At 62.7% G+C, this 21,777-nt stretch carries 20 protein-coding genes; 12 read left to right on the top strand and 8 right to left on the bottom strand.

What is annotated here, in order from left to right; genetic code table 11:
• Positions 1 to 83 precede the first annotated feature (83 nt).
• Both gatA and gatC read right to left on the bottom strand, forming a co-directional pair.
• The gene (gatA, locus tag ACIQWO_RS10955) at positions 84 to 1,574 is read right to left on the bottom strand and encodes an Asp-tRNA(Asn)/Glu-tRNA(Gln) amidotransferase subunit GatA (RefSeq protein ID WP_402823157.1); all 1,491 of its coding nucleotides are present in this window, start codon (positions 1,572 to 1,574) and stop codon (positions 84 to 86) included.
• Between the two features lie 121 nt (positions 1,575 to 1,695).
• On the bottom strand, positions 1,696 to 1,995 hold the full coding sequence (gatC, locus tag ACIQWO_RS10950) for an Asp-tRNA(Asn)/Glu-tRNA(Gln) amidotransferase subunit GatC (protein WP_039394713.1): 300 nt from the start codon (positions 1,993 to 1,995) through the stop codon (positions 1,696 to 1,698).
• A 550-nt stretch (positions 1,996 to 2,545) separates the two neighbouring features.
• On the opposite strand from gatC, the gene ACIQWO_RS10945 reads away from it, so the two are divergent.
• The 11 genes from ACIQWO_RS10945 to ACIQWO_RS10895 all read left to right on the top strand — a co-directional run bounded on the left by ACIQWO_RS10945 (position 2,546) and on the right by ACIQWO_RS10895 (position 14,139).
• The gene (locus ACIQWO_RS10945; protein ID WP_010805637.1) at positions 2,546 to 3,589 is read left to right on the top strand and encodes a rod shape-determining protein; all 1,044 of its coding nucleotides are present in this window, start codon (positions 2,546 to 2,548) and stop codon (positions 3,587 to 3,589) included.
• A gap of 196 nt (positions 3,590 to 3,785) precedes the next feature.
• The gene (mreC, locus tag ACIQWO_RS10940; RefSeq protein WP_150663897.1) at positions 3,786 to 4,754 is read left to right on the top strand and encodes a rod shape-determining protein MreC; all 969 of its coding nucleotides are present in this window, start codon (positions 3,786 to 3,788) and stop codon (positions 4,752 to 4,754) included.
• 9 nt (positions 4,755 to 4,763) lie between these two features.
• Positions 4,764 to 5,276: a rod shape-determining protein MreD gene (gene mreD, locus ACIQWO_RS10935; RefSeq protein ID WP_039394706.1), complete on the top strand. Its 513-nt coding sequence runs from the start codon at positions 4,764 to 4,766 to the stop codon at positions 5,274 to 5,276.
• 48 nt (positions 5,277 to 5,324) lie between these two features.
• On the top strand, positions 5,325 to 7,589 hold the full coding sequence (gene mrdA, locus ACIQWO_RS10930) for a penicillin-binding protein 2 (RefSeq protein WP_402823150.1): 2,265 nt from the start codon (positions 5,325 to 5,327) through the stop codon (positions 7,587 to 7,589).
• Positions 7,589 to 8,737: a rod shape-determining protein RodA gene (rodA, locus tag ACIQWO_RS10925; protein ID WP_039401937.1), complete on the top strand. Its 1,149-nt coding sequence runs from the start codon at positions 7,589 to 7,591 to the stop codon at positions 8,735 to 8,737. The genes mrdA and rodA overlap by 1 nt, the downstream gene beginning before the upstream one ends.
• Positions 8,738 to 8,983: 246 nt before the next feature.
• The gene (locus tag ACIQWO_RS10920; RefSeq protein WP_402823147.1) at positions 8,984 to 9,670 is read left to right on the top strand and encodes a hypothetical protein; all 687 of its coding nucleotides are present in this window, start codon (positions 8,984 to 8,986) and stop codon (positions 9,668 to 9,670) included.
• A 27-nt stretch (positions 9,671 to 9,697) separates the two neighbouring features.
• A complete protein-coding gene (locus ACIQWO_RS10915; protein ID WP_402823144.1) occupies positions 9,698 to 10,567 on the top strand; it encodes a hypothetical protein in 870 nt (289 codons plus the stop codon).
• A gap of 171 nt (positions 10,568 to 10,738) precedes the next feature.
• Positions 10,739 to 12,037, top strand: coding sequence for a hypothetical protein (locus ACIQWO_RS10910; protein WP_402823141.1), 1,299 nt, complete (start codon positions 10,739 to 10,741; stop codon positions 12,035 to 12,037).
• Between the two features lie 133 nt (positions 12,038 to 12,170).
• Positions 12,171 to 13,118 carry a hypothetical protein gene (locus ACIQWO_RS10905; protein ID WP_402823138.1) on the top strand — a complete coding sequence of 316 codons (948 nt, stop codon included), beginning with the start codon at positions 12,171 to 12,173 and terminating at the stop codon, positions 13,116 to 13,118.
• Entirely contained in the window at positions 13,081 to 13,464 is a 384-nt protein-coding gene (locus ACIQWO_RS10900; protein WP_402823136.1) for a CesT family type III secretion system chaperone, read from the top strand. The genes ACIQWO_RS10905 and ACIQWO_RS10900 overlap by 38 nt, the downstream gene beginning before the upstream one ends.
• A gap of 24 nt (positions 13,465 to 13,488) precedes the next feature.
• Positions 13,489 to 14,139 carry a hypothetical protein gene (locus tag ACIQWO_RS10895; RefSeq protein ID WP_402823133.1) on the top strand — a complete coding sequence of 217 codons (651 nt, stop codon included), beginning with the start codon at positions 13,489 to 13,491 and terminating at the stop codon, positions 14,137 to 14,139.
• Between the two features lie 68 nt (positions 14,140 to 14,207).
• Here ACIQWO_RS10895 and ACIQWO_RS10890 read toward each other — a convergent pair whose 3' ends face one another.
• The 3 genes from ACIQWO_RS10890 to ACIQWO_RS10880 all read right to left on the bottom strand — a co-directional run bounded on the left by ACIQWO_RS10890 (position 14,208) and on the right by ACIQWO_RS10880 (position 17,432).
• On the bottom strand, positions 14,208 to 16,580 hold the full coding sequence (locus ACIQWO_RS10890) for a hypothetical protein (protein ID WP_402823130.1): 2,373 nt from the start codon (positions 16,578 to 16,580) through the stop codon (positions 14,208 to 14,210).
• 67 nt (positions 16,581 to 16,647) lie between these two features.
• On the bottom strand, positions 16,648 to 16,977 hold the full coding sequence (locus ACIQWO_RS10885; RefSeq protein ID WP_402823127.1) for a hypothetical protein: 330 nt from the start codon (positions 16,975 to 16,977) through the stop codon (positions 16,648 to 16,650).
• Entirely contained in the window at positions 16,974 to 17,432 is a 459-nt protein-coding gene (locus ACIQWO_RS10880) for a hypothetical protein (protein WP_402823124.1), read from the bottom strand. The genes ACIQWO_RS10885 and ACIQWO_RS10880 overlap by 4 nt, the downstream gene beginning before the upstream one ends.
• 341 nt (positions 17,433 to 17,773) lie before the next feature.
• Here ACIQWO_RS10880 and ACIQWO_RS10875 point away from each other — a divergent pair, with 341 nt between their 5' ends.
• Positions 17,774 to 19,432 (top strand): winged helix-turn-helix domain-containing protein, encoded by a 1,659-nt coding sequence (locus tag ACIQWO_RS10875; RefSeq protein WP_402823121.1) that lies wholly within the window; start codon positions 17,774 to 17,776, stop codon positions 19,430 to 19,432.
• 99 nt (positions 19,433 to 19,531) lie between these two features.
• Here ACIQWO_RS10875 and ACIQWO_RS10870 read toward each other — a convergent pair whose 3' ends face one another.
• Genes ACIQWO_RS10870 through ACIQWO_RS10860 form a run of 3 tightly spaced genes read right to left on the bottom strand, consistent with a single transcriptional unit; the run spans position 19,532 to position 21,768 of the window.
• A complete protein-coding gene (locus ACIQWO_RS10870) occupies positions 19,532 to 20,251 on the bottom strand; it encodes an IpaD/SipD/SspD family type III secretion system needle tip protein (protein ID WP_402823118.1) in 720 nt (239 codons plus the stop codon).
• Positions 20,235 to 20,657: a hypothetical protein gene (locus ACIQWO_RS10865; RefSeq protein ID WP_402823115.1), complete on the bottom strand. Its 423-nt coding sequence runs from the start codon at positions 20,655 to 20,657 to the stop codon at positions 20,235 to 20,237. Before ACIQWO_RS10865 ends, ACIQWO_RS10870 begins: the two co-directional genes overlap by 17 nt.
• A gap of 25 nt (positions 20,658 to 20,682) precedes the next feature.
• Positions 20,683 to 21,768, bottom strand: a complete 1,086-nt coding sequence (locus tag ACIQWO_RS10860) for an IpaC/SipC family type III secretion system effector (RefSeq protein WP_402823112.1) — start codon at positions 21,766 to 21,768, stop codon at positions 20,683 to 20,685.
• Positions 21,769 to 21,777 lie beyond the last annotated feature (9 nt).

Below are 21,777 nucleotides of genomic sequence, written 5' to 3'. Positions count from 1 at the left end.
CCCCCGGGAGACCAGCGACGCCGTGCGTGCGCCGGTCGGAGCAGGTACCGTCATGTCGCGTTGCATGCGCTGGCGGCTCATGATCAGACGCCCGCCGGCGCGCGCTTGTGCCAGTCGGTCGCGCGCTGGAACGCGTCGGCCACTTGCAGCAGGCGGGCTTCGTCGAAATAGTTGCCGATCATTTGCAGGCCGACCGGACGCGCGTTGCGTCCCGGGCCGACCGGCAGGCTCATGCCCGGCAGACCGGCCAGACTCACCGACAGCGTGTAGATGTCGGCCAGATACATCTGCACCGGATCGGCGCTCTTCTCGCCGAGGTTCCACGCCACGGACGGCGCGACCGGGCCCATGATCACGTCGCACTGCGCGAACGCGTTCTGGAAGTCCTGCGCGATCAGACGGCGGATCTTCTGCGCTTGCAGATAGTAGGCGTCGTAGTAACCGTGCGAGAGCACGTACGTGCCCACCAGAATGCGGCGCTTGACCTCGGTGCCGAAGCCTTCGGCACGCGACTTCTTGTACATGTCGAGCAGATCGCGGTACTCGGCCGCGCGGTGGCCGAAGCGCACGCCGTCGAAACGCGACAGGTTCGACGACGCTTCTGCCGGGGCGAGTACGTAGTACACGGGGATCGAGAGTTCCGTCTTCGGCAGCGACACCGGCACGCGCACGGCGCCCAGCTTCTCGAACTCGGCGAGCGCGTTGTCGATGGACTCGCGCACGTCGGCGTCCAGACCGTCACCGAAGTACTCGGCGGGCAGACCGATGCGCAGACCGGCCAGCGGCTTGTCGGCCGTTGCGCCGTCGAGCGGCTTGCCCAGACCGCGTGCGAAGTCTTCGTCCGCACGTTCGAGACTGGTCGAATCACGGGCGTCGAAACCCGCCATGCCGTTGAGCAACCACGCGCAATCGGCCGCGCTGTGACCGAACGGGCCGCCCTGATCGAGCGACGACGCGAACGCGATCATGCCGTAGCGCGACACGCGGCCGTACGTCGGCTTGATGCCGGTCACGCCGCAGAACGCGGCCGGTTGACGGATCGAACCGCCGGTGTCGGTGCCGGTAGCAACCGGTGCGAGGCGCGCAGCGACAGCCGCTGCCGAGCCACCCGACGAACCGCCCGGCACAGCGAGCTTGTCCCACGGGTTCTTGACCGGACCGTAGTAGGAGTTTTCGTTCGACGAGCCCATGGCGAACTCGTCCATATTGGTCTTGCCGAGCGTAACCATGCCCGCGTTCGAGAGACGCTCGACGACGGCCGCGTCGTACGGGCTCTCGTAGTCCTTGAGCATACGTGAGCCGGCGGTGCTGTGCCAGCCGCGCGTGACGAACACGTCCTTGTGCGCGACGGGAATGCCCAGCAGCGGCTGGTTCGCGCCGTCACCGGCCGCAATGCGGGCGTCGGCCGCGCGCGCCTGCGCGAGGCTGGCTTCGGCGTTGACGTGCACGAAGGCGTTCAGATCGGCGGCACCGGCGATGCGGTCCAGATAGTGCTGCGTCAGCTCGACGCTCGAGACGCGCTTGGCGTCGAGCGCGGCGCGCAAATCCTGCAAATGAATCAGATCTTGTTCCATGATGGCGGCTTGACTGGGTAGCGCTTGAAAGCGGAAGGCATGAGGCCCCTGGTGCATGAGACGCATGAGACGCGCGAGCGGTGTATGTCCCCTCGGACAGCGTTCACGTCTCGCGCCGGACTCACTCGATGACCTTCGGCACCAGATAGAGGCCGTCCTGCACGGCGGGTGCCGGACGCTGATTCGCCTCGCGATCGACCAGCTCCGTCACCGCATCGGTGCGCAGACGCTGAGCGACTTCCTGAATTTGTTCGATGGGATGCGCGAGCGGTGCGACGCCCGTCGTATCGACCGACTGCATCTGTTCGACGAGCGCGAAGAAGCCGTTGAGCTCCTTTTCCATGTGAGCCGCCTCGTCATCGGCCAGCTCGAGACGCGCGAGGTGAGCGATGCGTTTGACGTCTGAGAGATTCAAAGCCATGAAGAAATCCCGAAAAAATGCGCATTGGAGAGCAGCCGAATGCACGCCTGCCGCCAAAATTAGGGACAGAATGCGGAGAATCTGCGGACGAGGTCGCACCCGTCTGCCGTTTTACTCCGTGCACTGCACTGCGCAGGACGTCGGACACGCCGCACCGTGAGGCTCCCGGCGAGTTTGCCCCGGGGGTCGAATGTGGCGTCAACGTGCTCGTTTTTCCTGCAAAACCTGCGAAATTATAAGGTATCATTGCGCATTAAATTTGCGTCGGAGCGTGTTTTTGCACCCTCCGCCGCTGTCGCGCAGGTGGGCCACGGCCAGTCCGAGGGGCGCGACAGACGATCGCGCAGTCCAGTGGAAGACCCTGACGCGACGGATTTTTTAACGGCAGCCCCGCCTCCTGCCCGGTACCGCATTCCTCGGTTTGTCCGCACGTTTCGCGAGCCGCCGCGTGGCGCCTGGCGATTTTTTTGCGAACAGGCCGGAACCCAGACGACAGGCAGCCGTCCCAGTCAAACGCATTGGGCGGCCTCACGCAAACACAGGATTTTGCATGTTCGGTTTTCTTCGCAGCTATTTCTCCAACGACCTGGCCATTGACCTGGGCACGGCCAACACCCTGATCTATATGCGCGGCAAGGGCGTCGTCCTCGACGAACCTTCGGTTGTCGCCATTCGTCAGGAAGGTGGCCCCAGCGGTAAGAAGACGATTCAGGCCGTCGGTAAAGAAGCCAAACAGATGCTCGGCAAGGTCCCGGGCAACATCGAAGCCATTCGTCCGATGAAGGACGGCGTGATCGCCGACTTCACCGTGACCGAGCAGATGATCAAGCAGTTCATCAAGATGGCTCACGAGTCGCGTCTGTTCTCGCCGTCGCCGCGCATCATCATTTGCGTGCCGTGCGGTTCGACCCAGGTCGAGCGTCGCGCCATTAAGGAAGCAGCGCATGGCGCCGGCGCCTCGCAGGTGTACCTGATCGAAGAGCCGATGGCCGCTGCCATCGGTGCCGGTCTGCCGGTCTCGGAAGCCACGGGCTCGATGGTCGTCGACATCGGCGGCGGCACGACCGAAGTGGGCGTGATCTCGCTGGGCGGCATCGTCTATAAGGGTTCGGTGCGTGTCGGTGGCGACAAGTTCGACGAAGCTATCGTCAACTACATCCGCCGCAACTACGGCATGCTGATCGGCGAACAGACCGCCGAAGCGATCAAGAAGGAAATCGGCTCGGCCTTCCCGGGTTCGGAAGTCAAGGAAATGGAAGTCAAGGGCCGCAACCTCTCGGAAGGGATTCCGCGCGCCTTCACCATCTCCAGCAACGAAATCCTCGAAGCCCTGACCGATCCGCTCAACCAGATCGTGTCGTCGGTGAAGATCGCACTGGAACAGACGCCGCCGGAACTGGGCGCCGACATCGCCGAGCGCGGCATGATGCTCACGGGCGGCGGTGCGCTGCTGCGCGACCTGGACCGTCTGCTCGCCGAAGAAACCGGCCTGCCTGTGCTCGTCGCCGAAGACCCGCTCACCTGCGTGGTGCGTGGCTCGGGCATGGCGCTTGAGCGCATGGACAAGCTCGGCAGCATCTTCTCCTACGAGTAAGCCAACGTGCGTGGTTCGTCGTCCGGCGCGGTGGGGCATTTCCCAACACACCTCGCCCGGTACGACAGGCCGCGCAGCAAGATCTCGCGCACGGAGTCAGGCGTCACGCCGCTTGTCACGTCACTTCGTCGCGCCCGACTGACACCACTCGCGCACCGCAGCGTCTCGCTGCGCGTGCTTCCCTGAAGGGCCCACCATGCAGTACAGTCCGCCGCCACTGTTCAAACAGGGACCGTCGGCGTTGGCCCGGCTGATCTGTTTCGTCGCGCTCGCCATCGGCCTGCTCGTGGTCGACTCGCACTACAACACGCTGGAGCGGGTGCGCAGCGTCGTCGGCACCGCCCTCTATCCCGTGCAACGCATGATGCTGTTGCCACGCGACGCCATTCTCGGCGTAGCGGGTTTCTTCTCGACCGAATCGCAGCTCACCACCGAAAACGGCACGCTGCGCGCGCGTAATCTCGAACTCTCCGTCCAGGCCCAGCGCAATAACCAGTTGGTGGCCGAGAACGAACATCTGCGCCAGATGCTGGCCCTGCGCGAACGTTTGCCCGTCCCGAGCATTCCGGCAGAAATCGAATACGACACGCGCGATCCGTTCACGCAACGCGTGGTCATCGATCGCGGCACGAAGCACGGCGTCAAGCTCGGCGCGCCGGTCGTCACCGAACAAGGCCTGCTCGGTCAGGTCTCGCGCGTGTTCCTGATGCAAAGCGAGGTCACACTGCTGACCGACAAGGAACAGGCCGTGCCGGTCCAGGTCACGCGCAGCGGCGTGCACAGCGTGATCTACGGCGGCCTGCGCGGCGACGTGCTCGATCTGCGCTTCATTCCGCTGTCGGCCGACGTGAAGGTCGGCGACGAAATCGCCACCAGCGGTCTGGACGGCGTGTACCCCGCCGGTCTGCCGGTCGCACGCATCACCAAGGTCGACCGAGTGTCGGACACTGCGTTCGCGCGCATTCTGTGTCAGCCGGTGGCCAATCTGCGCAGCCAGCGTCAGGTGCTGGTCCTGCAATACACCACGCCGCTGGCGCTGCATCCGGACGCCGCGGCCGATCTCGCACGCGCCTCCGATCCGTCGGCCAGTGGCGCGAAACCCGCGCCGAAGGGCGGCACGCGCGCCGATCCGAAGCTCGCGCCGGGCGCCCGCAAGGGTCATTGAGGAATTCACATGCCACGACCGCAATACATCCTGCTGCCGGTCAATCCGTACTTCATCGCGCTCAGTCTCGTGGTGGCGTTTCTGGTCAACCTGATGCCGTGGGGGCACGCCCCCGCCATGCCCGACTTCGTCGCGCTGGTGCTGATGTTCTGGAACATCCACCAGCCGCGCAAGGTCGGCATGGGCGTGGCGTTTCTCGTCGGGTTGCTTATGGACGTGCACAACGCCGGGCTGCTGGGTGAGCATGCGCTCGCTTACACGCTGCTGTCGTACGGTGCGATCATGATTCACCGCCGCGTTCTGTTCTTCACGCTGCTCGGTCAGGCGCTCACGGTGCTGCCGTTGCTGCTGCTCGCGCACGTGGTGCCGTTCATCATTCGTCTGGCGACCGGCGCAGCATTTCCGGGCTGGTGGCCGCTCGCGGCCAGCTTCGTGGAAGCTGTGCTCTGGCCGGTGATCAGTATCTTGCTGCTGGCGCCGCAGAAACGCGCCGTCGACCGCGACGATACGCGTCCGATCTGACGGGCTTCCCCGCCCTCAGATCGCACCTACGAGCCCCGCCCAGCCAGCATGACCGAGTTCAAGAATCCCCAGCAACAACTGCAGACGTTTCACCTGCGGGTAACGGCGGCCGCGTTTTTCGTGCTGATTTGCTTCAGCCTGCTCGCGGTGCGTTTCGTCTATCTGCAAGTCTTCCGTCACAACCAGTACGCCCTGCAAGCCGACGAAAACCGCGTCTCGCTCGCGCCCATCGTGCCCAACCGTGGCGTGATCATGGATCGTAACGGCGTGGTACTGGCGCGCAACTATTCCGCCTACACGCTGGAAATCACGCCGTCGAAAATCGGCCGTCCGCTCGAAGACCTCGTCACCGATCTGTCTGACGTGATCGAGATCACGCCGCGCGACCGCGCCCGCTTCAAGAAGCTGATGGACGACAGCAAGAGCTTCGAGAGCCTGCCGATTCGCACGCGGCTGACCGACGAGGAAGTCGCCCGCTTCACCGCCCAGCGTTTCCGTTTCCCCGGCGTGGACGTGCACGCGCGTCTGTTCCGTCAGTACCCGCTCGGCGAGACGGCCGCGCACGTGATCGGCTACATCGGCCGGATTTCGCAGCGCGATCGTCAGCGTATCGACGCGATGAGCGAAGAGAACGACAGCGACAGCGCGAAGTACGACATCCGCCGCGACGTCAACAACTACAAGGGCACCGATTACATCGGCAAGATCGGCGTCGAGCAAAGCTACGAGACGCAGCTCCACGGCATCACCGGTTTCGAGGAAATCGAAGTGACCGCCGGGGGCCGTCCGGTGCGTACGATCTCGCGCACCCCGGCCACGCCGGGTGACAACCTCGTGCTGTCCATCGACATCAAACTCCAGCAGGTCGCCGAACAGGCCTTCGCCGGACGTCGCGGTGCGGTGGTCGCCATCGAACCGAAGACCGGCGACGTGCTCGCCTTCGTGTCCGCGCCGAGCTTCGACCCGAACATGTTCGTCGAAGGCATCGACCAGCAAAACTGGGACGCCCTGAACAACTCCGCCGACCGGCCGCTGCTCAACCGTCCGTTGCGCGGCACCTATCCGATCGGCTCGACGTACAAGCCGTTCATGGCGCTCGCCGCGCTCGAACTCGGCAAGCGCACGACGAGCTGGGGTTTCCAGGACACCGGCTCGTTCACGCTGGGCAACCACACATTCCGCAACGACGTGCGCAACGGTCAGGGCTGGATCGACATGTACCGCTCGATCGTGGTCTCGAACGACACGTATTACTACATGCTCGCGCACGATCTGGGCGTGAACGCGATTCACGACTTCATGGCACCGCTCGGCTTCGGTCAGTTGACGGGTATCGACATCGAAGGCGAAGCGCGCGGCATCCTGCCGTCGACCGAATGGAAGCGCAAGGCGTACAAGAAACCGGCGCAGCAGAAGTGGTACGACGGTGAGACGATCAGTCTGGGCATCGGACAGGGCTACAACTCGTTCACGATCCTGCAACTCGCGCACGCCACCGCCACGCTGGCGAACAACGGCGTGGTGATGAAGCCTCACCTTGTGAAGGCCGTCGAAGATCCCGTCTCGCATGCGCGTCAGCTGACCGTGCCGCATGAAAGCGCGCGTCTGCCGTACAAGCAGGCCGACATCGACTTCGTCAAACGGGCGATGGTCGGCGTGATCAAGGAAGGGACGGGACGTCAGGCGTTCGCGGGTGCACCGTACGATGCGGGCGGCAAGACGGGTACGGCGCAGGTGTACTCGCTCGGCAAGAACGAGAAGTACAACCACAACGCGATTCCCGAGTTCAAGCGCGACCACGCCCTGTTCATCGCCTTCGCCCCGGCAGAAGATCCGAAGATCGCCATTGCGCTGATCGTCGAGAACGCCGGTTGGGGCGGCGCGCAGGCTGGCCCGGTGGCGCGGCGTCTGCTCGACTACTACCTGATCGACGAACCGAAGGAGCGCGCGGCCGAAGCCGCTGCGCTGCAAGCTGCCGCTTCTGGCGCGGGCGCCGCGTCGGCGGTTTCCGCCGCACCGGACGCACCGCCCGCCAGCGCCGCCGAACTCGACCGCACCGCAACTGCTGCCACGACGACCGTGTCGCGGGTGGCACCGGGCGCATCGGGTGCCACTGCCGCCAACGCCGCACCGCGTGCCGCAGGCGGCAAGGCCTCGGCTGCCACGGCGGCACCGCAACCGACACCGCCGACGCAGCCGAATCAGCCGAATCAGCCGACCAAGCGTGAACCGGCCGTCAGCCCGACCGTCGCCGACGAAGCCCGCCACCGTGCCGCGATCCGCGCACAGCGCGGGCAAGGAGGAACGCCATGATGGCGCTCGACAAACATACGTGGAAAGAACAGGTCAAGCGCCTGTTCGCCGCCTTCGACAAGCCGCTCGCACTGATCGTCTTCCTGCTGCTCTGCGTCGGACTGGTCACGCTCTACAGCGCCAGCATCGACGTACCCGGCCGCGTCGAAGACCAGATCCGCAACATCGTGCTGACCTTCATCCTGATGTGGGTGCTGGCGATGCTGCCCACGCAGACCCTCATGAAGTTCGCCGTACCGCTCTACACCGCAGGGGTGGCGTTGCTCATTGCGGTGGCGATGTTCGGTCTGACGAAGAAGGGCGCGAAGCGCTGGCTGAACGTCGGCATGGTGATTCAGCCGTCCGAAATCATGAAGATCGCCATGCCGCTCATGCTGGCGTGGTACTTCCAGAAGCGCGAAGGCAACATTCGCTGGTTCGACTATCTGGCGGCGATCGCGCTGCTCGGCGTGCCCGTCGGACTGATCGCGAAGCAGCCCGACCTCGGCACGGGTCTGCTCGTGGCCGCCGCGGGTCTGTACGTCATCTATCTGGCCGGATTGTCGTGGAAGCTGATTCTGCCGGTGCTCATCGCCGGTGTCATCGGCATCGGCACGATCCTCGCGCTGGAAGACAAGATCTGTCAGCCGGATGTCGAATGGCACATCCTGCACGATTACCAGAAGCACCGCGTGTGCACGCTGCTGGACCCGACGTCCGACCCGCTCGGCAAGGGCTTCCACACGATTCAGTCGGTCATCGCCATCGGCTCAGGCGGCACGACCGGCAAGGGCTGGCTCAAGGGCACGCAGGCTCACCTCGAATTCATTCCCGAGAAGCACACCGACTTCATCTTCGCCGTGTTCGCAGAAGAGTTCGGTCTGATCGGCGAAGGCGTGCTGATCCTGCTGTACCTGCTGCTGGTCGCACGCGGCCTGATGATCGCGGCGAGCGGCGCGACGCTGTTCGGGCGATTGCTCGCCGGTGCGGTCACGATGATCTTCTTTACCTACGCGTTCGTGAACATGGGCATGGTGAGCGGCATTCTGCCGGTGGTCGGGGTGCCATTGCCGTTCATGAGCTACGGGGGCACCGCACTGGTGACGCTCGGCCTCGGGGTCGGCATTCTCATGAGCGTGGCGCGCGAAAAGCGGCTCATGCAGAGCTAGCGTCCTCACACCGCCTTCGGCGCATCGATGCGTCACCCGCAAAACGGCAGAGCCTACGCTCTGCCGTTTTTGTTTCCGGTCGAAGTTTTCGTCGATCTCAATGAGCGAATCATGGGATTCGGCTTAGTCCAAATTCGATAAAAAAGAGGCTTAAACGAAACACACGTGCATTCGCCGCGTTCGCGGTCTTCATCGAGAGACTTCGCCCGATAGGCGTCATGCACACAACCGAAGGAGCACTTCGCGATGGGCATGGACATCTCGCTACAAACCGTTGCACAGAATTCGCGCGCCATACTCGACATGCTGAACGCTCAGGCAGACGAAGGTGTTGCGAAAGGACGAATCGGCATTCGCAAGGACGGCCAGCTCACTGTCTTCAAAGGCATGGAGTTTGTCCTGCATCTCAGGCAATGTCATCGCGCGAAACAGCTTCTTAAAGCGCACGATCTGATCACCGAAAAGAAATCGCCCGTCTCCTCGCTGATGTCCTCGCTCAAGCTCAACAGCGTCCGGCTGGATAAGCGGCCGGTGAGCGAACTGATCCTCAAGCTGAACCGGTCCAACGTAATGGACCGCCAAACCAGCGCCGGATCTGCGGGGCAGGTCTTGCTGACGACAGGCTCGGAAGCGGTTTCATCGATTGAGCCCACGACGTGGACGGTTCCGGCCAACGACGAGGCGCTCTATCCGACAGTCATGGCAGAGGCAGAGAAGATCTGGGCTAAGTACCGCGAACCCGCTGGCAACGACACCCCCACCGTAGCGGCCAATCCGCTGAACGACGCGCCCCCGGCAACGCCGACCGAATGCGATGAAAAGCCAGCACTCCCGCCCAAGAACAGCCAGTCAGCTCTGCAAACAAACATCAGCCGTGCCCGGATGGCATACGGCGACCTGACGCCGGTCTACACACAGCACCACCCCGAATAAAGCCCCGTCGAAAGGAAAAATCAGGCTATGACCAGTATCTCGCTGCAATCGGTTGCATATCATTCGCGCCCCACGCTCGACAGGTTGGGGGAGCCGGGCAACGGCGCGACCATCGAGAACAGGCGCATCGGCATCAACAACAAGGGTCAGCTCGTTATCTTCAAGGGCAAGACATTCTTGCTGCACCTCCAGCAGTGTTACCGGGCGGACAAGTTGATCAAAGCGAACGACTTGTCGACGCGCGCAAGCTCGTCGTTGCGCTCTACGCTCAAGTTCAAAGACCTTCGACTGGGCAAGCTGTCTACCGACGCGCTGATCACACGGATGAACCTGACCAATGCGTTGCGAAAGATCACAGGCGCGTCCGGCAAGACCATCTGCTACGAATCGCTTCTCACGGGCCTGCCCGGCAGGATCTTGGCTAGCCGTCCGCCGCTATCGCAGGCGAGCGTGCGAATTACAACGCAACCGCCGATGACGTTGCAGGAATTGAAATGGTTGGCATCGAATACCGATGACGACGCCGGAACCCCGGTGGCCGCGAACCACGGGGCCGATCCTGAGCAGACAACGGAAACGACGTTCAACCATCCCCCCGTCCCGAAGCCTCGCGCGACGTTGTCCGCCAACGCACCGACGCGGCCACCGCGCAAGATCGACCCGCCCTTCATGCATCATCCGCTGTCGGCCAGCCCGTCACCGTCAACGGAGTCGTCGCACTCGTTCGAGTTCCTTCCCGGTACGCCACCGCAAACACCTACATCGGCGTCATTCGGCGACACGCCGACAAGCGCCCTGAACACCAACGACGCCCCGGCGTTCCTCGACGTCTTGCATCGGGCAGGCGTAACCAAGGATGCATTGATCCGAGCGATGCTTCTGAACAGCGACTCGTAGTCTGCGCGGCCCGTCGCCATGCACCTGTGTCCCGCGATGCGCACGCCGCTGCCGACCTCTCCGAGCCGCCGTACCCCGGCGTATACGATGAGCCAAACCTGCAAGCGGCTTAGCGCTGCGGGCACGACCATTGTCTTTCGAACGCTCTGGAATCGGGAGGCATTTCAACGCATGGCATCGATCCATACCCAGATCAACGCCGCCACCATGACCAGTGACGAAGCCGAGCAGCTTCATCGTCTGATCTGTCTACACGCCGTCGATCCCGCCCGTACGACCGTCGGTGTGAACCGCGACGGTCAACTGGTTCTGCTCGTGGGATGGAGCGCTTACCGGCATCCGCATCTGTGGCGTCGCGCGTGCGACATGGCGCTTGCCGCGTTGGCCGATGCGGACACGTCCGCCCAGTGGCGCACGCATGTGTCATCGGGCTCGCGCACCGGCGGCCCGAATGCCGTGCGCCCCGGCGTGCGCGCCATGCGACTCGATCAGCCATTCGTCATCGTCTGGCTGCTGCGCAACGCCACAGCCGCCGTGAGAACTCGTTTGCTGCAAGGCATCAAGCGGCAGCTCGACTGGCGCGGCAACCCGGATACCTGCGCCGTCGACCTCCTCGGTAACGACCGGCCGCAAGACGCGCTGTCCGAGCTCAAACACCGCATGGGATCGGCCCAGCATGTCGCGGGCCACTACAAGCTGGTCACGGAGAGTAACGCGTCCTATCGCGACCACTATCACCGCGAGTTGTCGACCCGTCACAACCGCACGCTTTGGGTTGCGCGGCAAACGGCGTTGCGCAGTTTCGATGGTACGTTGCTCCCGGCCAATGTTATTCGCGTGAATCATCTCCCCCTGGCGATCGTCTGCCAGACGCCGCAGCCGGGGGCACTCGAAGCCTTCTTGTGGTTGCTGATGAAGCTGCGTCCATCGGTCGTCGTACACGTCACTCCGCAATGCGAGCCGCACGGCGCGGAGCGTCACGAGGGCGCCATTCGCGTGAGCCGACGTCACATCACGACCAGCACAGCTGCGACCTTCATCACCGACTTCAGCGTGTACTCCACGACGCTTCGCACCAACGCGAGCGAGGTCACGTTCTCGGTACTGCACGCGCCCTACCGGCATGCGACGGATGTGCCGTCCGACCGGTTGTACGTGACGCAAACGTTGCAGTTCGTCGAAAACGCCATGCGGCATGTATCGCCGCCGGACGACACAAGCGGCAAGTCCAGCGGCAGCATCCCCACCGGCTATCCGGTGATTGTCTTCGACGAACCCGAGGGCATCGCCGGGGCTCTGGTCGCGGCACTCGCCATGTCGCGAGACGTTCACGAGCATCTCAGCGTCGAGGAAATCGTCACCGATATCCGACTCACGGCTTCCCCGCACCTGATCGGCACCCACCATCAGCTCGACGTCATCGGCGCGTTTGCCGACGACCTGCGAAGACCGTTACTCAGACATCGCTGATTTGCTGATTCGTCGATTCACTGCGGCGACGTCATCACATCGCGCAATGTCTTCGCAACACTCTGAGGAACGGTACTCAGCGCCGTTCCTTCCTGCCCCCTTCACGCGATGCGATCGCAACAGGAGACCTGCCATGTCGCCCCAGGCCACCGTGACCCCCTCCCCCGGACGCACCACGACCGTGGCATCCCGGCGTTCGGTTCGCGTGCCGTCGGCCGACGCGCTAGCGCTGACGCGTCAGCCGACGGACGAGAAATCGCCCCGCGATTCGCAGATGCTCAAGCACGCGAAGCGTACGCTGGCCGTGCGTCGCGAGCCGCCCCGTGCGCCCGACATCGAGCGCTATCTGCGGCGCTGGCTGAGCGCGCCGCCCGCGCTCCTGATCACGCTCGCCTCAGACGACGAACTGCTCGCCCGCAACGCCGCCTATCCACTGCTTGCGCCAATGAGCCGCCGTTTCGGCGACATCGGCTATAGCAGCTATCTGTTGACGCAAAGCGACTGCGGGCAGCAGGGCACACATTTGCGCACGTGCGTTGTCTCTATCACGCACGGCTGCGACGTTGTCACGTTTCCGGCACTGCAGGCATGGACCGACGACGGTGACGCCATCGTTGGCGCCGAAGCCCTGTCCCATCTGTATCAGGTCGCTGAACAGCTCAAGGCAACGACGCCTGCACAACACCTGCGACGCCAGGATTTTTATCGGACGCAGACGCTTATCGCGCCAAAGCACCTGCCCATCATGCAGTCGACGCACCGTACGACGCGTCTCGGCATGTGGCTCGCCGCCACCGTGCTGCTGGACCAGGGCAATCCGTCGCTGGACACCGTGTTGCGCGACATCCGCATCGGGTCGACGAGGTTCGATCCGACCTTCCGCCAGCATCAGGAGCTGACCCGCCTCGCGCGCACTCGCCATCGACGCGGCGCGACGAAACCTGCGCACGACGTGACCACAACCGATCAATGCGACGTCGGCGACGCCAACACCGCGCCCGGCAGCGACTCCCTTTCATCCCCTCTTTCAAGGACGTTCCCCGATGCAAGACCTGCACTCCTTTCACAACGTTGTCGGTGAGCTGCTGCAACACATCGGCTTTTTCGCATTCGAACCGGCCCCGGATCAGGAAGTCGTGAGTCTCGATGTCGAAGACCGCATGTCGCTGCACTTCGGCGCGATCGATCAGGTGTCCTGGTTCATGCTTGCCGAGATCAACGAAGCGCCGACGACCGACGCCCTGGCAGCCGCCCTGCAGGCCAATCATCTGCGCGCGGACTTCCGTCAGCCGGTGTTTTCGCTCAATGACAAAGGCACGCTCAATTGCTGGATGAAGATGCCGCTCAACGGGCAGGACCGAGCCACGCTGGCCGACGCATTCGGCGAACTGCTGGATGTCGCGCAAGCGCTGCCTACGGCCCACTGACCCCATCATTCACAGGAGCTAATCATGACCATTCCCCTGTCGAGACCCACCCACGATTTACTTATGCAACTGAGCGCCATGCCATCGGATACGAAGATCGGAATGACCAAACGCGGCGATATCGTCAAATACGGAGGGTGCGACTTTCGCTTTCATCCGAAGCAGAACATGCGGGTACGCACATTCATTCTGAATCGGGAGCTCTCCCCCAAACGCTTGCCCTCGGCATGGAATCGATTCGCTGCACAGATACGTGCTGTATTTTCCGGCGTAAAAGCATCCCGGCTGCTCAGGGCCTTAAATACTCGGGCGGTGCAGTCTGTCGGACGTTATTCCGTTCGAGGCGACCCTATCGGACCTGCGTCACCTCCCGTCCGTCCCGTGAAGATCGAATCCCCGGCGAACGATGACCAGCTGATCGACCGTGCACAGGCCAAACTTGCTGCGTATCGCGCGCGGACTGCGCTGAATCAGATCGCTGCGCCAAAAAATGCGGACACGCTCGTCCGAGGCTCCGTGCAACGCAACGCCCACAATGCAGCGGCACCATCGACCGCATCGTTACCTTCGTCACGACCGCCAGCACAGCCCTCCATCGGCGTCCCGCCCCCCAATCTGATTCCGCCCAAACCACCCACCTCTGCGCATGTAGTGACGCACATCACAAATCGTTGACGTCCTCGCAGGGCGTGGTTTGCGCCACGCCCTGCTGCTTCATTCCTGCCTCGTCTCGCCTATCGCTTTCACGCGGCGAGCACCGACGTGCCGCCATTGCCGTGATTCCCGCTCGCGGCTCTGTTGGCCTCGCTTTCGAGGTCTGGCAACCGCTTGCCACCCACCGAAAGGCGCCACTTTCGCGACACCTTCTCGCCGTAGCCACCTTTCACGTATGCGAGCATAAACTCGGCCATCGCGACATTCGTCTTTGCCCTGTGGCTCGGGGTCGGCGCTTGCGCGAGATCTCCTGCGGCCTCGCGCAGTGCATCCAGCAAGTGTCGTGTGGCGGGCACCTCCTGCACGATGCGCTCGAGATCGGCTTCGAGCGTCGATCCCGACACAGGGGTCGCCATCTGGAAGTACATCTCGTCGAGCTCGTCCTTGTGACGCGTCGAGAAGTCCTGCCACCACGCGCCGCCGCCCTCCGACACGCTCGTCAGACGTTGACGCATCATCGGCGCAAGCATGTCGAGACAATGGCTGCCGATGGTCAGCACGTCCGCCGAGTTACCGGCCCACGACACTCCCCCCGATACGGAAATCGGCGTCGGTATCTCCCCGCCCACGCCACACGTCGATTTGACGCCGCGAACGGAATACATCAGTGCGACACCATCCTCCTTGAGCTTGAAACGCATCGTCGTCGTCACGCCTACGTCTGCATCGATGTCCACGTTGCTCAGTGCGCTGCCGATTTCGGCCACGCCCCATACGCTGCCCGGGCGCACGCCTACCGCGTTGAGTGCCTGCGCAACGGAACTCGCAACGTCGACAGTGCCTGCGAGATCGATCGTGAGAAAGCTGCCGCAGTAATAGGGGTCTTCGTCCTCCGTCACCTTCTCAAACGTGATATTTCCGCGAATACCCACCGGCAGTGGAGCGCCCAGCCCGACGCTCGCATTCAGCTCGGCTTGCCACTTGCTTTGTCGACTCGTCAGTTCGTAGACGGCCAGCGAGTGGGGACGCAAGATGCGCTCTCGCTCCTTGAAAAGTTCCATGAAGATCGCTTCCACCTCCGGATCCAGATCGCCGTTGAGTTTGAGCAATGCAAATTGTTCGAGCACATATTGCGCGCGCGCCTGCATGTTCTCGATGCCGCGCCCTTGCCGCCCCGTCATGCGCTCGGACGTGATCTCCCTGCTCGACTGTGTCAGGTGTGCCCGTATCACCTCCAGCAACTTCTCGGGCGTACAGACAAGGGTGGACCCAGACAGCAGTCGGCGCGCGACATCCGGCTTCGAGTCGACCAGCGACAGAATGTCGTGACGCGCATGCTTGATCGTCACAAACTTTCGGCCAGCCGCCGAAAGACTCGCCGAAATGCCGATTTCGGCGGACACATCGGCGTGCACCGCCCCCATGTAAGTATCCTGACGCTCGACCGCCTGCTTGGCCAGACCGTACCGCGCAATGTCGAGGCTTCTGCCGCACAGGGCGATCAGATCGTCTTCCAGACAATCGCTACTGAAATCCGCGCGTTCGCGGTCGTGCTCGTAGGACGAAGAGATCGTGAACAGGTCCCGAATCTTGGCGATCAGCACTATCGGACTATGCTTGATCCACGTCGTGAATTTGTGACTCGCGTTTGTGACGTAGTCGACCAGCGAACCGTAAATTTCCGAGCGCGACGCCGCGACCGACAGTCCCAGCTCTGCCTCGACGAACGAAAGCACGTCCGCGTCGGCCGAGAGCGTAAGCGTATGCGTACCTGCATCGACCACCCACTCTGTTGGCGTGACCGACAAGGTCGAATCTCTTGCGTAAGTGACGCCCACGCCTACGCCCGGCGCCAATTTGGCACCGACGCCGCCACGCATCCGGAAGGACTGCGACGCGCCCGGCTTCATCGTACCCAGCCGTTCTTTCAGCCCGTCGTTCAGACGCCGTTTGACGCACTCATCGACGCTGACTTCGAAATGCCATTTCAGGGAACGGCTGGCGCGCAATGCTGTGGGAACAAGTTTTAGCCCCCAGGTCTTCTTGCTGATGTGGCGCTCGAGCGCGCTTTGCAACGACCGAAAGAGTTCCGAGCACGTCCGCATCTCCTTCGCCGACAACTGTGCGTCTGACGATCCACGCAAGAAGTCTCGCACTTGCGCCTTGAGCCTGTCGTGGGCGAGCCCCTTGTCGGGCCGTCCCAAGGTGGTACGGCAATTCTGATAGACGTTCCAGAGCGAGGAGATCGCCGCGCGGGTGTCGGCCCGCGATAGCGGCGCTGTCCCGGCGTCGTGTCGCACCCGCGTGGCGGGCACCTCGTCGCTATCGTTGCTCGCCTGAAAGAGGCGATCGTCGTTCCCGATACAGGTGTCGAATTCGTTCTGCGAAATGTCGACCCGCTCGGACGCGAGCGTTGCGACCGCATTGTGTACGTCCAGCGTCGACTGAACCATAGATGCCATAGGATTGTGTCCCCTCTCAAATACCGGCGCCTTCTTGCGCTGCTGCAAGCAGGCGCCTGCGCCGGCGTCACCGCAAAAACACCTCGGACAGGATCATGTCGATGCAAGCCACGATGTCGGCACGGGTGCCACGCACCGCGCTGCCATACATCAGCAACATGCGACGCGACTCGAACAGCGAAGGGCCGCACAGCCAGGATTCACAATGCGCCGTACGTCCGCCGAATCGCACGTCCGGCAGCCCTCTTCCCGAGAACGACACCATGAACGTCAGATGACCATGCGCGTATTCGAGCAGCCAGAACGGCTCGACGCCCACCGCAGAGCGCGCTTGCAGGAACGTGCCGAACGTCTGCGGCAGCGCGCCGAGCAGCAGCGTGGAAATGGCATGTGTCATGACGGCATCACCACACGTTTGACGCGGTCCGAGACGTACAGAAAATCGTGGATCGCGTCCATGCACGCCTCGAAGGTCTCCCACGGCGCGATATATCGATGCAGTACCACCAGCGGTCCACGCGTGCCGAAGAGGAAGCCTCGTCGGCAAAGCATGGGATTCATCGTCAAAGCGCGGACTGCGCCGTCCTCGTCGACGGCGCGCATGCATCGCTCGATGAGCGTGCCGACGGGCTGCCGAATCGAACACGTGTCCAGATCGCGCGCCTCGAAGAAGATCGTCTCGTGACGCATCGTCACATCGACCTGCCAACGCTCGTGCATCGCTGCGCAGATTCGTGCTAGAGCCACTTCGCCCTGCACCACGGGCGGCGACTGGTCCGCCTGACGGGTGGCGGCCAGCCGGCGCAGCGCTGATGCCGAAATCGACGTGCCGGACTCACGGTCTGCTTCCATGAATTCTTATAGGTTCGGGACTTTCGGGAACATGTCTTGCTTCTGGGCATGATCCCGGTCTTCTCCCGGGAGTGCATTTCATCTTTCGCCCATGCCGACGAGACCGGAAAGTGCTTCCGACCCAAATTCGCCGGGAATCGGCCTAAATTGCTGCACCGAGCCCCCCGGAATCGATGGTTCCTCGCATAGTCTCCACGCTTTAAGGAACATGATTTCGCCGGCGCCCCCCGCGGCGATGATTCTGAGCGAAAAGGTCTCGCACACTTCCGGTTTGCGGCCGATCGGATCTGTAGTCGTCTTCGCTCGCGTCGAGTGGGGTTCGCTGGCAGGAGAATCGGCACGTGAACCAGATCAGTTCGCCGCAGAATGGAAAAGTCTATTTGTTCGACGATTTCTCGTTGGACGCGAATGGTGTGCTCAAGCAAGGGGACCGCCAGATCTGCCTGCCCCCCAAGGAGGTCGCGGTACTGCGCACATTGCTCGACGCTGCCGGTGAAAACGTCAGCAAAGACCGGCTGCTATCGCTGGTCTGGCCGCATCAGGACGTGAGCGAAGAATCGCTCACGCGCTGCATCTACGCCATCCGGCGCGTGCTTCGCGAAAAGAAGTCCGATCGCATCGTGGAGACGGTGTACGGCACCGGGTACCGGATTCGCCGCTCTGTCGCCATTGTGTCGGCGGCTACGCGTGCGGCCGCGTTATGCACGCTCGCGATCATGCCGTTCCGTCTCCCGAATGTGGCGCAGACGCTGATGCTGCACGACCGGCTCGTCACGCGCTTCTTTGAATTCACGGCGTATGGTCTGAGTGTCCTGCCCGCCTCCATCACGCGCTCGGTGCTCGAATGCCACGACATCGCGCGCTTCGTCGAACGCTTCTCGCCCGATTACTACGTTATCGGTCACGCCATCGAAAACAACAGATTACGCGTTGAGCTGGTGAGCTCCGAAGGTCATCAATTGCTGTGCAGCGAAGACTTCGAACTGACAGACACGGACAACACGCTGCCGCTCGAGACCCGCATCACCGACATCGTGACAAAGCATGTGCCGGGGCTTGGCGCGTCGGTCAATCTGTCGCAATCGTTCGATTCGCTCGACTGCGCCACCACGTTCCTGCACGCACGCTTCCATCTTCAACAACACACACCTTCGAGCCTGCGACAGTCGTTGCAGCTGTTTCATCAGTGCGTGGGCCAAGGTGCGTCGCGCACGGCGCCGTACTGCGGGCAGGCCGAGTGCTACCTTGCGCTGGCGTATCTCGGTCTGTTCGATCAGAAAGCGGCCTTGCACGGCGCACGCGCGGCAGTCGAATCCGCACTTGCGCTCGCACCTCGCGATCCTCACGCCGTGAGCCTGCTTGCGTTGTTGCACAGCATGAAGTTCGAATCGAGCGTGGCGAACATTCTCTTTGATCGGGCGCTGTGGTCTGCGCCAACGAACCCTTACGTGCGCTATCACCACGCGTGGCACTGCATCCTGAAAGGAGAAGCCAAGGCCGCGGAGATGGCGCTCGATATCGCTCTGGAGCACGACCCGAGCATGATCGCAGCGACGATTCTCAAGATCTGGTCGATGTTCTTCGACCGCCGCACGGACGAAGCCATCGTCGTAGCTCGCGAAAGTCTGCAACGCCTGGGCCAGCATCATCCGGTGCTCACCAGCGCTATGGCTGTCATACTTTCCTACCAATCGCGCCACGCCGAGGCCGAAGCGCTGGTGCGGTCCGTGCGCGAGACCGGCGACGATGCGGGCCTGTTGCGGGTAAACCGTCATTACGTGGAACTCGCGCGCGGTGCAGAGCCGGCGAAGCGGGCCGCCCGACAACTGCTCTCAGAAATCGACTCGCGCCAGGTCCGTGCGGGACTGCTGCCGTTGATCCTTCACGCGGAGGGCATCGGCGCTGCGCGCGACGCCTGGCGACGCATGCGCACCGACTGGTATCCATGGCAACGACTGTATCGTCACGACCCGCGTCTGGAGACGTTGTTCTGCGTCTGACGGTAGCCGTTTCAAGCGTCCATAAAAAAACCCCGCCGGGACGGGCGGGGTTGGAGGTGAGACGGGGATGCTGGCGACAACGCATACCCTCTGTCGTCATCAGCGGTAGTAGGCTTTCGCCGACTCGCTCATCGCTGCGATCGCGCCGCTCAGCACCTTCACCAGGTTCTCATAATTCGCGTTCGACGTGGTATAGCGCTGCGACAGCGACTGTATCGTCGTCTTCACCTGGTTCTCCTGCCCGGTGAAGCCGTTACGCCAAATTTCCAGTTGCTGCGCAGTCATCGTCGCAATGCCGTCTTTGTCTCCCTCGGGCAGCGTATCGATCATGGTCTGGATCGGACCGGTATCGATCACCACCACATACTTGCCGCTGCCCGGCGGCTGCTCGACCACGCTGCTGTCCGGCAAACCGAGATCCTCTGCCCACTTCTCGGCCTCTTCCTTGCTGCCGCCTTCGATCCCGCCATCCGTGCCATCATCCCCTTCTTTCTGAGGCGGCCACAACACCGCATTCGGATTCGGCAATTTGAATTTCTCGAGCAACTTTTCGAGCGCTTCCTTCAGTTTCCCGACGTCGAGCTTCACATCCTTGCCATCGCCACCGGACGTAATCCATGACGACAGTTGGGACATGATGTCGGTTAGCGCCTGACCGAGTTCGAGATACTTCTTCGCAGCCTCCTCGAAGGTGTCGAGGAAGTCGCTCTTCAAATCGCTGATCAGATTCGTAAGCATGTCCCAGAACTCTTCGTCGCTCCAACGCCCTGGATCGTCGTCCTTGTCTGGGTCGATGTCGTCGTCACTCAACGAATTCACTGGGGGGGGGCGGTTCGTTGCCGAGGGCGCGAATGCCAGGGGCATCCGGTTTGCCATCGACCCCGCTCTGCGGTGCGTCCCCGCGTAGCCGATCGCGTAGGTCCTCCGGCATGGGTATGTCGCTGTCCGCGAGACCCTGTGCCCGTGCGACAAGATCGTGTCCTGCCATGCGTGCATCGTCCCAGGCGTCGTTGCTCATCTGTTTCCCCGCGATCAGGAATGCTTCCCAGAAGCGGTTGGCAGCTTTGACCACGCCGTCGATCAGTGCATCGTCGGGAGAAGGTGCATCGACACGCTTTAGGTCGGGAACGCCGTTCGATGGGATTTCCGGGGTTCCCGGTGGCACGATGTCTTCCGGTTTAAGTGTCGCGGCAGGAAAGAAGCTGCCAGGAACGATACTTGTCATTCATTCGTCCTTTGAAGAGTGAGCGTCATGCGCGCAGGTTGTTGGCTATTGTCGAAACCGCACCGATGGACGCTTGTGACGCGCTGTCGAATGCGCGAAGCATTTCCGTCAGCGTCGAGTTGTCCCGGTTCGATTGTTCTTGCATGTTGTTCACGCCGTTGTTCGACAGCTGTGCGCCACTGTCATTGACCTTCTGATCCTGCGCAGCAATCAATTCGCTGTGGCGGCTGATGCCGTTCGTCATGCCCGCGAGCGGACCTCCCAACATCATCAGCGCCTGCCCCGACGTCTGCGCCCGTCGGCCATCGTCGGCCATCGCCGCCGGATTGAGCGGATCGGGTCCGGACGCAACGTCGGTGTTCGTCGCGGGCGGCGGGGCATCCGGGACATCGACGTTGTCTACGGCACCCGCGCGCGCGGGGGTAGGCGCATCGTCCAACACGCTGGCATCCACGCTGTTACGACGACTGGCAGGAGACTGCCCTGCGGCAGCCGTCGACGCATTGGGGACGGGCGGCACGTCCGGCGAGGTCGGAGGCGGTGGTGGTGGCGTCACATCCGGGGTCGAACTCTGATTCTTCAGCGTCGAGCGCTCTTGGGAGAGCCCTCTCCGGCTCATGAACACCCCCCCGCCCGTGAGCAGCAGTTGCACCGCGCCGGACGAAATGCCTCCCCACATCGCTGCAACGCCCTGACGTCGGGTCGCGTCGGCCCCCGCCAACACCGAGTCGACATTCACCTCCGCCATCTTGTTGCGCAGCTGGACCGAGTTTTCATAAGCGCGTACGTAGAACGTATAGACAAGCGACAGGGTCAGTGCAGCGCCGGAGATCAGCCCATTGCTGCCGATGCCCTTATCTTCGTCTTTCGCCGGGGCGTCGTTGCCGATACGCTTCTTGTCGTCCTGCTCACGCAACCAGTCGACGGCGTCGAGACGATTGGCGTCCGGTGGCGGATTCGCGAGCGATGGCCGCTGTGTGTCCGCGTCATCGAGATTCGGCGTGAACAAGAGAGGGGGGCTCAGCACCGACGGCGGCGACTGGGGCTTGGTCAGTGCGTCCGTCATCGGCACGAACGGTTGATGCATCACATCCTGAATCGGGAGGCTCATGAACTTCTC

It is taken from the genome of Pandoraea sp. NPDC090278 (genome assembly GCF_044772185.1).
Lineage (GTDB): Bacteria > Pseudomonadota > Gammaproteobacteria > Burkholderiales > Burkholderiaceae > Pandoraea.
The sequence above is the reverse complement of the archived record's forward strand: the minus strand, read 5'-3'. Positions and strand labels throughout refer to the sequence as shown.

Bases quoted from the DNA above. Each gene is read 5' to 3' on its own strand.
- ACIQWO_RS10900 (WP_402823136.1), top strand. From the start codon at position 13,081: ATGCAAGACCTGCACTCCTTTCACAACGTTGTCGGTGAGCTGCTGCAA.
- mreD (WP_039394706.1), top strand. From the start codon at position 4,764: ATGCCACGACCGCAATACATCCTGCTGCCGGTCAATCCGTACTTCATC.
- ACIQWO_RS10910 (WP_402823141.1), top strand. From the start codon at position 10,739: ATGGCATCGATCCATACCCAGATCAACGCCGCCACCATGACCAGTGAC.
- ACIQWO_RS10880 (WP_402823124.1), bottom strand. From the start codon at position 17,432: ATGGAAGCAGACCGTGAGTCCGGCACGTCGATTTCGGCATCAGCGCTG.
- ACIQWO_RS10885 (WP_402823127.1), bottom strand. From the start codon at position 16,977: ATGACACATGCCATTTCCACGCTGCTGCTCGGCGCGCTGCCGCAGACG.
- ACIQWO_RS10895 (WP_402823133.1), top strand. From the start codon at position 13,489: ATGACCATTCCCCTGTCGAGACCCACCCACGATTTACTTATGCAACTG.
- mrdA (WP_402823150.1), top strand. From the start codon at position 5,325: ATGACCGAGTTCAAGAATCCCCAGCAACAACTGCAGACGTTTCACCTG.
- ACIQWO_RS10945 (WP_010805637.1), top strand. From the start codon at position 2,546: ATGTTCGGTTTTCTTCGCAGCTATTTCTCCAACGACCTGGCCATTGAC.
- mreC (WP_150663897.1), top strand. From the start codon at position 3,786: ATGCAGTACAGTCCGCCGCCACTGTTCAAACAGGGACCGTCGGCGTTG.
- rodA (WP_039401937.1), top strand. From the start codon at position 7,589: ATGGCGCTCGACAAACATACGTGGAAAGAACAGGTCAAGCGCCTGTTC.
- ACIQWO_RS10905 (WP_402823138.1), top strand. From the start codon at position 12,171: ATGTCGCCCCAGGCCACCGTGACCCCCTCCCCCGGACGCACCACGACC.
- ACIQWO_RS10865 (WP_402823115.1), bottom strand. From the start codon at position 20,657: ATGACAAGTATCGTTCCTGGCAGCTTCTTTCCTGCCGCGACACTTAAA.
- ACIQWO_RS10860 (WP_402823112.1), bottom strand. From the start codon at position 21,768: ATGAGCCTCCCGATTCAGGATGTGATGCATCAACCGTTCGTGCCGATG.
- ACIQWO_RS10920 (WP_402823147.1), top strand. From the start codon at position 8,984: ATGGGCATGGACATCTCGCTACAAACCGTTGCACAGAATTCGCGCGCC.
- gatA (WP_402823157.1), bottom strand. From the start codon at position 1,574: ATGGAACAAGATCTGATTCATTTGCAGGATTTGCGCGCCGCGCTCGAC.
- ACIQWO_RS10915 (WP_402823144.1), top strand. From the start codon at position 9,698: ATGACCAGTATCTCGCTGCAATCGGTTGCATATCATTCGCGCCCCACG.
- ACIQWO_RS10890 (WP_402823130.1), bottom strand. From the start codon at position 16,580: ATGGCATCTATGGTTCAGTCGACGCTGGACGTACACAATGCGGTCGCA.
- gatC (WP_039394713.1), bottom strand. From the start codon at position 1,995: ATGGCTTTGAATCTCTCAGACGTCAAACGCATCGCTCACCTCGCGCGT.